The organism is Microbacterium murale, from assembly GCF_030815955.1.
Lineage (GTDB): Bacteria > Actinomycetota > Actinomycetes > Actinomycetales > Microbacteriaceae > Microbacterium > Microbacterium murale_A.
Map to the genome: position 1 here is coordinate 3,775,976 of NZ_JAUSXK010000001.1, position 15,713 is coordinate 3,791,688.

Annotated in this window: 12 protein-coding genes and 1 pseudogene; all 13 read right to left on the reverse strand. The window is 67.1% G+C overall.

Annotated elements, in window-relative coordinates:
* Positions 1 to 96: 96 nt before the first annotated feature.
* The 13 genes and pseudogenes from QFZ46_RS18280 to QFZ46_RS18340 all read right to left on the reverse strand — a co-directional run bounded on the left by QFZ46_RS18280 (position 97) and on the right by QFZ46_RS18340 (position 15,687).
* Entirely contained in the window at positions 97 to 1,017 is a 921-nt protein-coding gene (locus QFZ46_RS18280; RefSeq protein ID WP_307363781.1) for a methionyl-tRNA formyltransferase, read from the reverse strand.
* Between the two features lie 23 nt (positions 1,018 to 1,040).
* Entirely contained in the window at positions 1,041 to 2,981 is a 1,941-nt protein-coding gene (locus QFZ46_RS18285) for a primosomal protein N' (protein ID WP_307363784.1), read from the reverse strand.
* Between the two features lie 43 nt (positions 2,982 to 3,024).
* On the reverse strand, positions 3,025 to 4,221 hold the full coding sequence (gene metK, locus QFZ46_RS18290; RefSeq protein WP_307363786.1) for a methionine adenosyltransferase: 1,197 nt from the start codon (positions 4,219 to 4,221) through the stop codon (positions 3,025 to 3,027).
* 14 nt (positions 4,222 to 4,235) lie between these two features.
* Entirely contained in the window at positions 4,236 to 4,493 is a 258-nt protein-coding gene (gene rpoZ, locus QFZ46_RS18295; RefSeq protein WP_033107065.1) for a DNA-directed RNA polymerase subunit omega, read from the reverse strand.
* A 65-nt stretch (positions 4,494 to 4,558) separates the two neighbouring features.
* A complete protein-coding gene (gene gmk / locus QFZ46_RS18300; RefSeq protein ID WP_307363792.1) occupies positions 4,559 to 5,464 on the reverse strand; it encodes a guanylate kinase in 906 nt (301 codons plus the stop codon).
* Positions 5,457 to 6,302 carry an orotidine-5'-phosphate decarboxylase gene (gene pyrF / locus QFZ46_RS18305; protein WP_307363794.1) on the reverse strand — a complete coding sequence of 282 codons (846 nt, stop codon included), beginning with the start codon at positions 6,300 to 6,302 and terminating at the stop codon, positions 5,457 to 5,459. The genes gmk and pyrF overlap by 8 nt, the downstream gene beginning before the upstream one ends.
* Positions 6,299 to 9,587 (reverse strand): annotated as a pseudogene (gene carB / locus QFZ46_RS18310) (carbamoyl-phosphate synthase large subunit). Before carB ends, pyrF begins: the two are co-directional and overlap by 4 nt.
* A complete protein-coding gene (gene carA, locus QFZ46_RS18315; RefSeq protein WP_307363796.1) occupies positions 9,587 to 10,729 on the reverse strand; it encodes a glutamine-hydrolyzing carbamoyl-phosphate synthase small subunit in 1,143 nt (380 codons plus the stop codon). Before carA ends, carB begins: the two are co-directional and overlap by 1 nt.
* On the reverse strand, positions 10,726 to 11,235 hold the full coding sequence (locus tag QFZ46_RS18320) for a PH-like domain-containing protein (RefSeq protein ID WP_307363798.1): 510 nt from the start codon (positions 11,233 to 11,235) through the stop codon (positions 10,726 to 10,728). Before QFZ46_RS18320 ends, carA begins: the two co-directional genes overlap by 4 nt.
* The gene (locus QFZ46_RS18325; protein ID WP_373457658.1) at positions 11,232 to 12,536 is read right to left on the reverse strand and encodes a dihydroorotase; all 1,305 of its coding nucleotides are present in this window, start codon (positions 12,534 to 12,536) and stop codon (positions 11,232 to 11,234) included. Before QFZ46_RS18325 ends, QFZ46_RS18320 begins: the two co-directional genes overlap by 4 nt.
* Positions 12,533 to 13,498, reverse strand: a complete 966-nt coding sequence (locus QFZ46_RS18330; RefSeq protein WP_307363802.1) for an aspartate carbamoyltransferase catalytic subunit — start codon at positions 13,496 to 13,498, stop codon at positions 12,533 to 12,535. Before QFZ46_RS18330 ends, QFZ46_RS18325 begins: the two co-directional genes overlap by 4 nt.
* Positions 13,495 to 14,025, reverse strand: coding sequence for a bifunctional pyr operon transcriptional regulator/uracil phosphoribosyltransferase PyrR (gene pyrR, locus QFZ46_RS18335; RefSeq protein WP_307363804.1), 531 nt, complete (start codon positions 14,023 to 14,025; stop codon positions 13,495 to 13,497). Before pyrR ends, QFZ46_RS18330 begins: the two co-directional genes overlap by 4 nt.
* Positions 14,026 to 14,109: 84 nt before the next feature.
* The gene (locus QFZ46_RS18340; protein WP_307363807.1) at positions 14,110 to 15,687 is read right to left on the reverse strand and encodes a Rieske 2Fe-2S domain-containing protein; all 1,578 of its coding nucleotides are present in this window, start codon (positions 15,685 to 15,687) and stop codon (positions 14,110 to 14,112) included.
* Positions 15,688 to 15,713: the final 26 nt, after the last annotated feature.

A 15,713-nucleotide genomic window follows, 5' to 3' on the forward strand; every position in this document is an offset into this window, starting at 1 on the left:
CACGGTCGGACGGCGAAGACCGTTGAGTGCGCCCTCCGCGCGCGGGGCCGCGGCTCTTGTCACCCTCGTGGCGGCCGCCGCGCCTGTTCTCGCCGGTCATGCGCCCGCTCGGATCGTGTCGTCGCCTCGGAAGCCGCGCCACCAGTCCGTCGCGCTCATCGGCGCCTTGCCCGCGGGTTGCACGCGTCGCACTTCGAGCGGTGTCGTGGCGGTGCCGATCAGCAGGGCGCGCGGGGTCGAGGCGATCTCACCCGGGGCCAGCGGCTCGGCTGCGGCGGCGGGAACGGCGTCGAGCACCTTCACCCGCAGTTCGCCGACGGTCGTATGCGCTCCCGGCTCCGGGGTCGCTCCCCGGAACCGCGCGAAGACCGCCTCGAGCGGCAGCGTCCAGTCCAGCAGTCCGTCCTCGATCGCGAGCTTCGGAGCGAGCGACACGTCACCTTCCTGCGGCACGGCGACGGCAGTGCCTGCGGCGATCTCTGCGACCACGTCAGCGGTGAGAGCTGCGCCGTCTTGTGCGAGCACCTCCAGGGCGAGGTCAGCCGTGGCGTCCGCAGCCAGCGGCACGACCCGCGAAGCGAATACATCCCCGGCATCCATTGCGGCGACGAGCTGGAAGACGCTCACCCCGAGTTCGGCATCCCCCGCGATGAGGGCACGCTGCACCGGCGCTGCACCGCGCCACTGCGGGAGCAGCGAGAAGTGCAGATTGATCCAGCCGTGCTCCGGCGTCGAGAGAAGCGGCTCGCGGACGAGTCCGCCGTAGGCCACGATCACCCCGAGCTCAGGTCTGAGCGCCGCGATGCGGCCGGTCGCCTCATCGTCCAGCCGGGCCGCCTTGATGATCGGCAGCCCGAGCTCTGCGGCGGCCTGCGCCACCGGCGACGGCGTCAGCACGCGCTTGCGCCCCAGCGGTGCATCAGGGCGCGTGACGACCGCTGCAATCTCGTGCGAGAGCGCGAGCGTGCGCAGGGTGGGTATGGCCGCAGCAGGTGTGCCGGCGAAGACGAGTCGCATGAAGGTTCTCCGGAAGGGATGGGTTACAGCTCAGGATCGAGGATATCGAGCCGAAGGGACAGGGGGCTGCGGTTGCTCTGACCTCGGCCGCGGCGACGTTTCACCGCCTCCGCCACCACTGCAGCTCGAAGCGTCGTGGCGACCGTGGTGCCGGCGGCGTACTCGAAGCGCACGAGCGCGCGCACACGCCCCTCGTCGGTCTCTATGGGCACAGGGCCGAGGATCGCATCGGCCGGAAGCGGCAGTTCCCGAAGGTCGGCGAGGGCACGTTCGACGGAAGCGGGCACGCCCTCGACGAGCGCGACGCGAGTGGCGGGCGGCATGTGCAGCGGAGCGCGTTCATCGAGCTCGGAGCGTGCGTATCCCGCCTGATTCCAGGTGGCGAGGGCACGACCGACCGGACCGTCGACTCCGACGAGGTGGATCGGAGCACCGGGAGCCGCGAGGGCGGCAGCATTCGACCACCACCTCAGGCATGACTCGCCGACACGCAGATCGGGTGCCTGCAGCATTCGGGAGCCGTCCAGCAGCACGATGGCACGATAGCCGCCGTCGGCGACCGGCTCGGCGCCTCTGGTCGCGACGACCAGAGCAGGCTTGTCTGACACCCGCTCCACCGGGTGCGCGCCGTCGGCGATGATCACGCGAACGCCAGGGAATGCGCGGCCGAGCTCGTCTGCGGTGCGTTCGCTTCCGGATGACGCCAGCCGGAGCTTCGTGGAGGAGCATGAGGGGCACGCCCACGCGCGGGCCGAGCGTCCGCACCAGCCGCACACCGGGACAGCACCGCGGTGCCTCGCGCCGAGTGGACCGCCGCACGGCAGACAGCGCGCTGGTGCACGGCATTCCGCGCAGACCAGCGTCGGCGAGAATCCAGGGCGCGAGACCTGCACAAGCACAGGACCCTCCTCGGTGGCCCTGCGTGCCGCGCTGAACGCGCTGGAATGGACGCGCTGAGTCGGCTGCTCCATCTCCTGCGGCGTGCTCAACACGACCTTGGGCAGCACCCGACGCGTCGCACGGACGTCTTTCAGCCACCCTCGCACGACCAGTCGTTCCACGTCGGTCGTGCGGGTGTGACCTGCCAGGAGCAGAGCAGAACCTTCCTGCTCCTGCCTCAGAAGCGCGGCGTCGCGCGCATGCACGTATGGCGCGAGCTGCTCGCCGAGCAGGGAGTCGCCGTCGTCCCAGATCGCGACCAGCCCCGCCTGCACCGGCGCGTAGACGGCCGAGCGATTCCCGACCACGACGCATGGGGCGTCTTCGAGTGTCCTCAGGAATCCGCGGTAACGGTCCGGATTCGTCTGCCTGGAGTCGTACCGCACGATGGCCTCGGCAGGAAGCAGCGTCTCGAGCGTGGCGAGCAGCCTGTCGAGGTCGCGGTGGTCGGGCACGACGAGGATCGTCGAATCGCCGGATGCCAGCATCCGCGTCGCGGCCGCGCCGAGAAGCTCTGTCCAGCGCAGCACGCCGTCACGCAGACCTGGGATCGCCTCCACTGCCCCGCGCTCCCCATTCGAGAGCAGGACGGCGAGGTCGGTGTACTCCGCGATCACGGCATCAGCGCGCTCGATCGACTCCGGTGACGGAAGCGGAACCTCGGCATCGCCCTTCCACGCCTTCTCGACGCGCACCTGGCGTTTCGGGATGACGAGTCGGAGGATGTCGCTCGCAGATCCCGCCGCACGATCAGCCGTTCTGCGGGCAAGTCGGTAGAGGCGTTCAGGCAGCACAGCGGCCGATGAGACGACTGCATCGACCGTCGAGAGCGGGCGCTCCGAGTCGTTCTCCTCAGCGACCTCGACGACGTAGGCGTCGATCATCCGTCCGGCGGTGCGCAGCGGCACACGCACCCGCACGCCGACCGGCACGTCGCCGAGTTCCTGTGGCAGCGCGTAGTCGAACAGGCGATCCAGCTGGGGAAGCGGGGAATCCAGGAGTACCCGCGCGATGCGCCGGCTCAACGGGTGGCTCCGCACGCGGGCATCCGCGCCCCGCGGCCGTGCATCAGAGTCCGGCAGCGCGGCGGAGCTCGTCGGCGCGGTCCGTGCGCTCCCAGGTGAAGTCCGGCAGCTCGCGGCCGAAGTGGCCGTATGCGGCGGTCTGACGATAGATCGGACGCAGGAGATCGAGCTGCTCGATGATCGCCTGAGGGCGAAGATCGAACACCTGACGGATCGCAGCCGTGATCACCTCGTCGGAGACCTTGCCCGTGCCGAACGTCTCGACATAGAGGCCCACGGGGCGCGCGACGCCGATCGCGTACGCGACCTGCACTTCCAGGCGTTCTGCGAGCCCTGCGGCGACGGCGTTCTTCGCGACCCAGCGCATCGCGTAGGCTCCGGAGCGGTCGACCTTGGACGGGTCCTTGCCGCTGAAGGCACCACCGCCGTGGCGCGCCGCGCCTCCGTACGTGTCGATGATGATCTTGCGACCGGTGAGACCGGCATCGCCTTTCGGCCCGCCGGTCACGAACGGGCCGGCCGGGTTGATGAAATAGCGTTCATCGGCCGGCATCTCGAGCCCGGTTCCCTCGAGCACGGGGTCGATGACGAGCCTGCGCACCTGCTCCTTGAGCTCGTCCTGCGAGATCTCAGGGTGATGCTGCGTCGAGAGCACGACCGCATCGATGGTCTTGGGAGTGAAGCCCTCATAGCCGAGCGTGACCTGCGTCTTGCCGTCGGGACGGAGGAAGGCGAGCTCGCCCGATCGGCGCACCTCGGTGAGACGCTCCGCGATGCGATGCGCCGTATGACCGGCCATCGGCATGAGTTCCGGCGTCTCGATCGTCGCGAACCCGAACATGATGCCCTGGTCGCCGGCTCCGAGGCTGTCGAGCGCGTCGACGGAACTGCCGTCGCGCTGCTCCTGCGCCTGATCGACGCCGTGCGCGATATCGCTGGACTGCTCCCCCACCGAGACGCTGACGCCGCACGAGTCGCCGTCGAAACCCGTCTCGCTCGAGGTGTAGCCGATCCCGTTGACCACCTGACGGACGATCGTGGGGATGTCGACGTACGCCTCGGTGCGGATCTCGCCTGCTACATGCACGAGGCCGGTGGTGACGAGCGTCTCGACAGCGACGCGCGAACCGGTGTCCTGGGCGATCAGACCGTCGAGGATGCTGTCCGAGATCTGATCGCAGATCTTGTCGGGGTGCCCCTCGGTGACGGACTCAGACGTGAAAAGGCGCAGTGCGCTCATCGAGGAAGCTGCCTTCACTCAGCGTGGCGAAGGCGCAGCTTGTCCTCGTTGATCTCGTGGAGCGCGATGGTGAGCGGCTTGTCCTCGACGGACGAGTCCACCAGCGGCCCGACGTTGTCGAACAGGTTTCCCTCGTGGAGGTCGGCGTAGTAGTCGTTGATCTGACGTGCACGCTTGGACGCGTAGATGACGAGCTCGTACTTCGACTCGACGCGGTCGAGCAGGTTGTCGATCGGCGGGTCGATGATGCCCTTGGTGTGGTGTCCGGCCATGGTGGGACCTCCAGATCAGGCGACGGGTTCGTCGCGAAGTCGAATCGGCAGGCGCGCGAATACTCTCAGCGCGCAGTCGCCTCAGACAATTCTACGACCTCGCGAGCAGCTGTGGCGACGTCCTCGTTCACAATGCGATAATCGAACTCGCTCTGGGCGGCCAATTCGACCTTCGCGGTGCGCAATCTGCGAGTGCGTTCCTCTTCGTCCTCGGTGCCGCGGCCGACCAATCGATGGACGAGTTCGTCCCACGAAGGAGGCAGGAGGAAGATCAGCGTCGCAGAAGGTTCAGCGGCTCGGACCTGGCGGGCGCCCTGAAGGTCGATCTCGAGCAGAACGGTCTTGCCTTCCGCGAGAGCGGCGTCGATGGGCGCGCGCGGCGTGCCGTAGCGGGAGCGGTTGTGCACGACGGCATGCTCCAGCAGTGCGTCCTCGGCGATCATCCGATCGAACTCCGCGTCGTCGACGAAGAAGTAGTGCACGCCGTCGATCTCACCCCGGCGCGGCGGCCTGGTGGTCGCGGACACCGAGAGATGGATCTCCGGGTGGTTCTCGCGGATATGAGCCGCGACCGTCCCCTTGCCGACGGCCGTCGGGCCTGCGAGCACCAGCAGCCGGCTCCGCCCCGAACGCGGGCCCTGCACCGGGAAGCGCTCATCGAGCCAGCGCCGCAGGGTGACGCGCTGGCGCACGCCGAGTCCGCCCAGACGCTTCACCGGAGAGATGTCGAGGTCGACGAGGATGCGGTCGCGCTTGCCGACGCCGATTGCGGGAAGTGCCAGCAGGAAGTCGGTGATGCGCATGGAACCGGCGACGGAGTCCGCGTCATCGAATGCCTGCGCGGCGACGGCCTGCGGAGCGACGACGCGCATCGTCAGGTCGCGCTTGAGCGAAGCCCTCGCACGTCGTCGTTCGACGGCCCGCCGTGCGGCGGCCGCACGGTCGACTTCGGGAACGCTGCGATCAGACATTCAGCGCCTCCCGGTACTCCGCCGCGCGAGCGTCGATGGCGTCGGCGAGCCCGTCGGGTCCGGCCGAGAGGATGCTGCGGCTCTCTGCGGCCACGACCATCGACGCGTGCGCGCCGAAACGGGCGAGAAGATCTGCCGGACCCGCACCCTGCGCGCCGAATCCGGGGCCGAGGATCGGAGCGGCGGGTGCGAACTCTGCGATGCCGGCATCCCTCCAGTCCACCGTCGCACCGATCACGAAACCGACGCTCGCCCACTCTCCATCCGGGGTGGAGCCGGCGTTGCGAGCGCTGACCTGGTCGATGATCGCGGCCGAAAGAGTCTGCGCATCCGTCGCGCGGGCCCGCTGAACGGATCCTGCCTCCGGGTTGCTGGTGGCGGCGAGCACGAACACGCCCTTGTCGCCTGCTTCGGCCAGTGCGAACGTGGTCTCCAAGGAACCGACGCCGAGGAACGGGTTCACCGTGAGCGCATCGGCTTCGAGCGGCGAGCCCTCGGAGAGCCACGCCGCTGCGTACGCGTCCATGGTCGTATCGATGTCGCCGCGCTTCGCGTCGGCGATCACGAGGAGGTCGGCGGCACGTGCGGCGGCGAGGACCTCTTCAAGGGCGGCGAATCCCTCGGAGCCGAAGCGCTCGAAGAATGACACCTGCGGCTTGACGATCCCTACTCGTCCCGCAGCGGCATTCACTGCCCGCAAGCCGAACTCGCGGACACCGGCGGCGGATTCGGGCAGCCCCCATGCGGCCAGGAGCGCCTGGTGCGGGTCGATGCCGACGCAGAGCGGGCCGAAGGCGCTGAGCGCCGCCCTCACCCGCTCCCCGAAACGTTCGCTCACAGGGCTGCCTCTCGGTCGAGCGCATACTCCTGAAGGCTTCTCACATCGAAGCCCTCGTCGGCGGCATCCATTCCACTGACAGCGGCGCCGAGAACAGCCATCGTAGTGAACAGCGCCTTGTCAGCGGCAACCGCGGCAGCACGGATCTCGTAGCCGTCCGCGCGCGCAGCGCCACCCGAAGGCGTGTTCACGATGATGTCGATCTGCCCATCGTTGATCAAGTCGACGATGTTCTGAGCGCCGTCCTCCTGCGTCTCGCTGTACTTCGCCACCACGGTGACAGCGATGCCGTTGCGCGACAGGATCTCCGCGGTGCCCTCGGTCGCGACCAGGTTGAAGCCCAACTGCTGCAGGCGGTGCGCGGGAAGGATGACGGCGCGCTTGTCGGCGTCGGCGACCGAGATGAAGACCGTGCCGGAAGTCGGCATGCCGCCGTAGGCAGCAGCCTGGCTCTTCGCGAACGCCGTCGGGAAGTCCTTGTCGATGCCCATGACCTCACCGGTCGAGCGCATCTCAGGGCCGAGCACCGAGTCGACGATCTTGCCGTCCCTGGTACGGAACCGCTTGAACGGCAGCACGGCCTCCTTGACGGCCACAGGAGCGCCGAGGGGCACCCGTGAGCCGTCCGACTTCGGCAGCAGGCCCTCTGCCTTCAGCTCGTCGATGGTGGCTCCGACCATGATGCGGCTCGCGGCCTTCGCCAACGGGATGCCGAGTGCCCTTCGACACGAACGGCACGGTGCGGCTGGCCCGAGGGTTCGCCTCGATCACGTACAGCACACCGGCGCTGATCGCGAACTGCACGTTCAGCAGTCCTCGTACGCCGACGCCCTCAGCGATCGCGAGAGTCGCGATGCGCACCCGGTCGATGTCGCTGCGTCCCAGCGAGATCGGCGGCAGCGTGCAGCTGGAATCGCCGGAGTGGATGCCGGCCTCTTCCAGGTGCTCCATGACGCCGCCGATGTACAGCTCGTTCCCGTCATAGAGCGCGTCGACGTCGAGCTCGATCGCGTCGTCGAGGAAGCGGTCGACCAGCAGCGGCGTTCCGGGTCCGACGATGACCTCGCCGGCCGTGCGTACGAAGTAGTCGCGCAGGCTCGCCGTGTCGTACACGATCTCCATGCCGCGCCCGCCGAGCACGAAGCTCGGGCGCACCAGCACCGGGTAGCCGATGTCCTCCGCGATGACGACGGCGCCCTCCACGTCGATCGCCGTGCCATGACGCGGAGCAATGAGTCCGGCGGAGTTCAGCAGCTGGGAGAACAGCTCGCGCTCCTCGGCGATGTCGATCGCCTCGGGGCTCGTGCCGAGCACCGTGTAACCGGCTGCCTCGATGCCCTTGGCGAGCCCGAGGGGGGTCTGGCCGCCGAGCTGGCACACCACGCCGAGAATGGTGCCGCTGGCGGCTTCGGCGTCGAGCACCTCGAGAACGTCCTCCAGCGTGAGCGGCTCGAAGTACAGCCGATCCGAGGTGTCGTAGTCGGTCGAGACCGTCTCGGGGTTGCAGTTGACCATCACTGTCTCGTAGCCGGCATCCGAGAGTGCGAAGGAGGCGTGCACGCACGAGTAGTCGAACTCCACGCCCTGACCGATGCGGTTCGGTCCCGAGCCGATGATGACGACCTTGGTGCGCTCGGATGGCGCGACCTCGGTCTCGAAGTCGTAGCTCGAATAGTGGTACGGCGTGAGAGCGGGGAACTCCCCCGCGCACGTGTCGACCGTCTTGTAGACCGGACGGATGCCGAGACCGTGGCGGATGCTGCGCACCTCTGCCTCGCTGATGCCGCGGAGCTCCGCGAGCTGTACGTCGGAGAAGCCGTGCTCCTTCGCGTAGCGGATGATCTCGGTGTCGAACTGACCGGCGGTGCGGACGGTCTCAGCGACCTCGTTGATGAGCACGATCTGATCGAGGAACCAGGGGTCGATGGCTGTGGCGTCGAACGCCTGCTCGATCGTCGCGCCCTTGCGCAGCGCCTGCTGCAGCACGACGATGCGGCCATCGGTCGGAGTCTTCGAGATCTCCAGCAGCTCATCCACCGTGCGCGACTCGTCGCCCCAGTGGAAGCTGGAGCCTCGCTTCTCGAGCGAGCGGAGCGCCTTCTGCAGCGCTGTGGCGTAGTTTCGGCCGATCGCCATGGCCTCGCCCACCGACTTCATGGTGGTGGTCAGCGTTGGGTCAGCTGCGGGGAACTTCTCGAACGCGAAGCGAGGGACTTTGACGACCACGTAGTCGAGCGTCGGCTCGAAGCTCGCGGGCGTCACACCCGTGATGTCGTTCGGGATCTCGTCGAGACGGTAACCGAGCGCGAGCTTCGCGGCGAGCTTCGCGATCGGGAAGCCGGTGGCCTTGGAAGCAAGTGCGCTCGAGCGCGAGACGCGCGGGTTCATCTCGATCACGATGATGCGGCCGTTGCTGGGATCGATGGCGAACTGGATGTTGCAGCCGCCGGTATCGACGCCGACGGCGCGGATGATGTCGATGCCGATGTCACGCAGCTTCTGGTATTCGCGGTCGGTCAGTGTCAGCGCCGGGGCGACTGTGATCGAGTCCCCCGTGTGCACGCCCACCGGGTCGACGTTCTCGATGGAGCAGACGACGACCGTGTTGTCGGCGGTGTCGCGCATGAGCTCGAGCTCGTACTCCTTCCAGCCGAGGATCGACTCCTCCAGGAGGACTTCGTTCGTCGGCGAGTCGTGAAGGCCGGCACCGGCCATGCGGCGGAGGTCCTTCTCGTCGTATGCGAATCCCGATCCGAGACCGCCCATGGTGAAGCTGGGGCGCACGACGAGCGGGTAGCCCAGCTCGTCGGCTGCGGCGAGCACCTCGTCCATGCTATGAGCGATGCGGCTCGCCGCGACGTCTGCGCCGGAGTCGAGCACCAGCTGCTTGAAGATCTGACGATCCTCACCCTTGTTGATCGCCTCGAAGCTGGCGCCGATCAGTTCGACGTCGTACTTCTCCAGGATGCCGTGATTGTGCAGTTCGATCGCGGCGTTCAGCGCCGTCTGGCCGCCGAGCGTCGGAAGGATCGCGTCGGGCTTCTCCTTGGCGATGATGGTCTCGATGACCTGCCAGGTGATCGGCTCGATGTACGTCGCGTCTGCGAAGTCGGGATCCGTCATGATCGTGGCCGGGTTCGAGTTGACGAGGATGACGCGGACGCCCTCCTCGCGCAGCACGCGGCAGGCCTGGGTGCCGGAGTAGTCGAACTCGCAGGCCTGGCCGATCACGATCGGGCCGGATCCGATGACGAGGACGGAATTGATGTCGTCGCGCTTTGGCATTACTTGGAATCCTTCACAGTCGCGACGACCAGGTCGCGGAAGCGGTCGAAGAGGTAGTTGGCGTCGTGCGGGCCGGCGGCGGCCTCGGGGTGGTACTGCACCGAGAAGGCGGGGATGTCGAGGGCGCGAAGCCCCTCCACGACGTTGTCGTTGAGACCGATGTGGCTGACCTCGACCTTGCCGTAGCCGTTCGGGCTGTCGAAGGAGCCCTCCAGCGGCGCGTCCACCGCAAAGCCGTGGTTGTGCGCCGTGATCTCGACCTTGCCGGTCGACTTGTCGAGAACGGGCTGGTTGATGCCGCGGTGACCGAACGGGAGCTTGTACGTGCCGAGTCCCAGTGCCCGCCCGAGCAGCTGGTTGCCGAAGCAGATGCCGAAGAACGGCAGCCCATCGTCGAGCACACTGCGCAGGAGCGCGACATGGTCGCCCGACGCCGCGGGGTCTCCCGGGCCGTTGGAGTAGAACACCGCAACCGGATCGACGGCGCGAATGTCGTCGATGGTCGACGACTGCGGCAGCACATGCACTTCGAAGCCGCGCGCGGCGAGGTTGTCGATCGTGGCCTGCTTGACGCCGAGGTCGAGCACGGCGAGATTGCCGACGCGCTCCCCCACCGGCATCGTGACCGTCGCGACATCGACCGAGACCTGAGCCGACAGATTCTGTCCGCTCATCTCGGGCGCCTGCTGCACGCGTCGCAGCTGCTCATCAGCATCAATCGTGGCGTCCGCACCCGAGAAGATGCCGCCGCGCATGGAACCGGCGGAGCGGATGTGGCGTGTGATCGACCGCGTGTCGATGCCGCTGATTCCGACGATGCCGTCACGGACCAGGATCTCGTCGAGCGACGCGTTCGCGCGCCAGTTCGACACCACACGGGAGGGATCGCGAACGATGTAGCCCGCGACCCAGATGCGACGCGACTCGTGGTCTTCGTCGTTCATTCCGGTGTTGCCGATGTGGGGAGCGGTCTGCAGCACGATCTGTCCGGCGTAGGACGGATCGGTCAGCGTCTCCTGGTATCCGCTCATGCCGGTCGAGAAGACGACCTCGCCTAGCGTGGTCCCCTGAGCGCCGTATGCACGGCCGATGTGGCGGGTACCGTCCTCGAGGACGAGAACGGCGGGATCTGGCAGGGTCATGATTCGGCTCCTGTGTCTTTCGCGGGGATGAGCCGCTGGAGTTCTGAGATGAGGTTCTGGGGTTCGCCGCTGGTGACGCGCAGATACGAGTCGACGATCATGTCGTCGGCGACGTTCCATGCGAGTCGGACGAGGCCGTTCGGCTCCACGACACGGTCGATCGTGACCGTGGCGCGGTCGACCTGCACCAGCTTCGCGGAGGCGAGGAACACCGTGGGCACGCCGTCGAGGCAGAGCGCAGCCCCGCGGTCGGTCACCGCGATCTCACCGCGGGCCCGGTACGCGAGCGGTGTGATCGCCAACCGTTCGAGCGGCTGGTCGTGCCGTGTCGTCGAGACGTAGAGCACCTCGTGCCTGGTGAGGACCTCCGCGTGCTCCGGTACACCCATCGGGGCGACGTGCACGCCGTCTCGACGCAGCCGTCGTCGCCAGGCCAGGTACATAGACAGCAGGATCAGGATCGCCACCAGGATGGTGATGGCGACCGCGATGTCTCGCATGCTCATGCGGTGAGCTCTTCGACGACAGCGCCGGATTCGACCGTGACCAGACCATGGTGAACAGTCCATTCGACGCGACCGGGGAGATCGCGGCCGAGATACGGCGAGTTCTGGCTACGACCGTGCAGATCGGCCGCAGTGAAAGCACCCTCGCGGGAAGCGTCGTACAGGGTGATCTGCGCGGGCTGACCGGCCTCCAGCGGGGTGCCGTGGCCCTCGAGCAGGCCGATGCGTGCGGGTGTCGCACTCATGACGCGGGCGACGTCGGCCCATCCGATGAGGCCGGTCTGCACCATCGACTGATGCACGACGCGCAGGGCGCTCTCGAGCCCGACCATGCCGTTGGCAGCGGCCTGCCACTCGCAGGCCTTGTTCTCGCTAGGGTGCGGGGCGTGGTCGGTGGCGACGATGTCGATCGTGCCGTCGGCGAGGCCCTCACGCACAGCCAGCACGTCTTCTTCGCGACGAAGAGGCGGATTCACCTTGTATCGCGCGTCATAGCCGCGCACGAGGTCATCGGTGAGCAGCAGATGGTGCGGGGTGACCTCGGCGGTGACGTTGATGCCGCGCTTCTTGGCCCAGCGGATGATGTCGACAGAACCTGCGGTGGACAGGTGGCAGACGTGCAGGCGCGAGCCGACGTGCTCGGCGAGGAGCACATCCCGGGCGATGATCGACTCTTCGGCGACGGCCGGCCAACCGGCGAGGCCGAGCTCCGCCGACACCGCCCCCTCGTTCATCTGCGCTCCCTCTGTGAGGCGCGGATCCTGAGCGTGCTGCGCGATGACGCCACCGAAAGACTTCACGTACTCGAGTGCACGCCGCATGATCAGCGGATCGAAGACGCAGAAGCCGTCGTCGCTGAACACGCGGACCTTGGCCCGTGAGGTCGCCATGGCTCCGAGCTCTGCGAGCCGTTCGCCCTTCTGACCGACCGTCACGGCGCCGATCGGCTGGACCGTTGCGTACCCGGCAGCCTCGCCGAGGGCGAGCTCCTGTTCGACGACGCCTGCGGAATCGGCCACCGGCGAGGTGTTGGGCATCGCGAAGACGGCAGTGAAGCCACCGGCCGCGGCGGCCCTCGTGCCGGTGAGGATCGTCTCGGACGCCTCATAGCCGGGCTCACGAAGATGCGTGTGCAGGTCGACGAGGCCGGGAAGTGCGACGAGCCCGTCGGCGTCGACGACACGGGCGCCGGCACGGCTGAGGCCGGTGCCGATCTCGGCGATGATGCCGTTCTCCACCACGATGTCGGCGGCCTTCGTTCCCAGGAGCTGTGCCCCGGTGATCACGAGGGTATCCATCAACTGCCTTCTCCTCGTTCGTCTTCTCGTTCTCCCGCCAGCAGCAGGTAAAGCACGGCCATCCGCACAGACACGCCGTTGGTGACCTGTTCCAGCACTGTCGAGCGCGGCGAGTCCGCGGCTTCGGCGGAGATCTCCAGGCCGCGATTCATGGGTCCGGGGTGCATCACAATGCTATCGCTCGGAAGCGTCGCAGCACGCACCGCGTCCAACCCCCAGCGCCGGGAATACTCCCGCTCACTCGGGAAATACGCCGCGTTCATCCGTTCGAGCTGGATACGCAGCATCATCACGGCATCCGGACCGTGGGCGAGTGCCTCGTCGAGGTCGTAGAGCACTCGCACCGGCCACTGCGAGACGTTCTGCGGAACCAGCGTCGGCGGCGAGACCAGCGTGACCTCTGCGCCGAGGGTCGTGAGCAGCCAGACGTTCGATCGTGCGACCCGCGAGTGCAGCACATCGCCCACGATCACGACGCGGACGCCGGAGAGGTCGCGGCCTCGGCTCCCGGCGCCGAACCGACGCTTTCGAATCGTGAAGGCGTCGAGCAGCGCCTGGGTCGGGTGCTCGTGCGTGCCATCACCTGCGTTGACCACGCCGGCGGTGATCCAGCCGCTCGTCGCGAGTGTGCGCGGCGCTCCGGAGGCGTGATGGCGGATGACGACGGCATCCGCTCCCATCGCCTGCAGGGTCTGCGCGGTGTCCTTGAGGCTCTCGCCCTTCGAGACGCTGGATCCCTTCGCGGCGAAGTTGATGACATCGGCCGAGAGGCGCTTGGCGGCGGCCTCGAAGGAGATGCGCGTGCGCGTGGAATCTTCGAAGAACAGGTTCACCACGGTCTTGCCGCGCAGGGTCGGGAGCTTCTTGTTCTCGCGCGACTGCGTGTCGGCCATGTCCTCAGCGACGTCGAGGATGCGCAGAGCGCTCGTTCGATCGAGGGTTCGGGTGTCGAGGAGGTGTCTCATTCTCCGATCGTCACCGCCTCGGCGCCGTCGTTCTCGAACAGGCGCACGTTGACGCGCTCCTGGCGGGACGACGGGATGTTCTTGCCGACGAAGTCGGGGCGGATCGGGAGCTCACGGTGTCCGCGGTCCACGAGGATCGCCAGTCGCACGGTCGACGGTCGCCCGATCGACTGGATCGCGTCGAGAGCGGCGCGGATGCTGCGCCCTGAGAACAGCACATCATCGACGAGCACGACCGTCTTGCCGTCGATCCCTCCGGCGGGGATGTCGGTGGGCTGCGGAGACCTGGTCGGGTGCTTGGCGAGGTCGTCGCGGAAAAGCGTGACGTCCAGAGAACCGGTCGCCACCGACGTCTGGGCGATGCTGCTGATCAGCGTGCCGAGGCGGTGGGCGAGAGTGACTCCGCGGGTCGGAATGCCCAGCAGGACGAGGTTCTCAGCTCCCCGGTTGGATTCGAGGATCTCGTGCGCGATACGGGTCAGAGCCCGCGAGATATCGGCTTCATGCAGCACAGTACGTGCGCTCATTCACCGCTCCCTTCTCCGCCTCTCTGGACGGTGTTAAAGGTTGCTTGCTGGTCCAGCTTAGCGGAGCGCACGATCCACCCGCGCTCAGACTCCCAGGCGCAGGGCGTCGTCCGTGACGTCGTCGACCTTCTTCGCCCGGATCGGATGCCCCGTGGTGCTCAGGCAGCGCCCGGTCTTAAGATCCCACTTCCAGTCGTGCATGCTGCAGGTCAGCACGCCGTCCTCGTCGACCTTGCCCGTCTTTGTGAGGTCGGCGCGCAGGTGCGGGCAGCGTCGCTGCACGACCCAGTCGCCGATCTCGGCGTCCTCGGTCTGGTCGGTCTGCTCGGAGTACCAGTTCTCCACGTACTCGATCCGATCGACCGAGAGGCACTTGAGGAACGTCGTGAGGAACTCGTTGAACTTGCCGCTGCGTCCGACGTGGAACTGCATCGAGAGGAAGATCGAGTTCGACCAGTCGATCTCGTGATCGCGGATGTTGGTGGAGACCAGATCAGCGGGGATCGTGTACCAGTAGATGCACTCCTCCCCCGCGTACTCCCGGACCTTGGCCCGCGGGAAGTCGACCACCATGTCGAGATCGCCGATGCGGAACCGCACGCAACCGCCGACGCCGAGGCGGATGGTGCGCGACTTCTTCAGCAGCGGCTCCCACCACGCCTTCAGTGTCTCGAGCATCTCCGCGGGCGGGATGGTCTCTGCGCGCGACGCCTCCTCGTCACGGATCTCCTGCTGGCGACTGGCGCGCTGCGACTCGAGGTACTCCCACTTCTCGTCGAAGATGTGGGCGATCTCGGCATCCGTGTACAGCGTCTGCGTGATCGCCATGTCGGTGTGATCCAGCTCGACCACGGTGCCGGGCACGAACAGCTGCCCGTCGTACTGCGGCGCCTTTTCCTCGAGGTGCGCGAGGAACTGCTTCTGATCCGTGAAGATCGAGTCGTCGTCGAGACCGAAGCCGTTGTACTTGAACAGGTCGTCGCGCAGGAACATCGGCGGCCCTGCCATCGGGAACACATGCGGAGCGTCGACCTTCTCGATGTAGAACATCGCGCGCTTGTTCTGCGCGTCGCGCTTCAGACGGGCGAAGTTCTGCTTCGCATCCTGCGGCAGGTCGTAGACCATCGGCCACCAGATCGCGCCGGACGTCTGCGTGAAGTACGCATCCGGCTTGCCGAAGCTCAAGAGCCTCTCGAGGTCGAGCGGATGCGAGTCGTTCTGGTTGAGCACGGATGCCGTGCCATCGTCGACGCTGAGCGATGAGTCGCCGATCGGGCCGTCACTGGGAGCGCGCAGCGGGGTGATCATGATCTTCAGCTCACCGCGCTGAATCACTTCACCTGCCGGTGCGTAGGTGATGTTGTCATAGCCGAGCGCGCGGATGTCCTTCTCGAGGTCGTCGATCGGATAGTCCGGCAGCAGCACCTCGATGTCCTTGCGGATGTAGCGCTGCAGCAGTGTCGGATCGAAGTGATCGCGGTGGCGGTGCGAGATGTACAGGAAATCCGCTTCCCGCCCATACTTCTCCCAGTCGAGACCCCGGTTGTCGGGGAACGGGAACCAGGAACCATAGAACGACGGACCGAGCACCGGGTCGCAGATGATGTTTCCGCCGACCGTTTCGATGAACATGCCGGCGTGACCGAGCCCCGTGATCCGCATTGCGCTCCTTCTGAGATTGACCTCAC

Coding starts and splice junctions, on each gene's coding strand:
- QFZ46_RS18280 (WP_307363781.1), bottom strand. CDS start 1,017: ATGCGACTCGTCTTCGCCGGCACACCTGCTGCGGCCATACCCACCCTG.
- metK (WP_307363786.1), bottom strand. CDS start 4,221: ATGAGCGCACTGCGCCTTTTCACGTCTGAGTCCGTCACCGAGGGGCAC.
- rpoZ (WP_033107065.1), bottom strand. CDS start 4,493: ATGGCCGGACACCACACCAAGGGCATCATCGACCCGCCGATCGACAAC.
- gmk (WP_307363792.1), bottom strand. CDS start 5,464: ATGTCTGATCGCAGCGTTCCCGAAGTCGACCGTGCGGCCGCCGCACGG.
- carA (WP_307363796.1), bottom strand. CDS start 10,729: ATGACCCTGCCAGATCCCGCCGTTCTCGTCCTCGAGGACGGTACCCGC.
- QFZ46_RS18320 (WP_307363798.1), bottom strand. CDS start 11,235: ATGAGCATGCGAGACATCGCGGTCGCCATCACCATCCTGGTGGCGATC.
- QFZ46_RS18330 (WP_307363802.1), bottom strand. CDS start 13,498: ATGAGACACCTCCTCGACACCCGAACCCTCGATCGAACGAGCGCTCTG.
- pyrR (WP_307363804.1), bottom strand. CDS start 14,025: ATGAGCGCACGTACTGTGCTGCATGAAGCCGATATCTCGCGGGCTCTG.
- QFZ46_RS18340 (WP_307363807.1), bottom strand. CDS start 15,687: ATGCGGATCACGGGGCTCGGTCACGCCGGCATGTTCATCGAAACGGTC.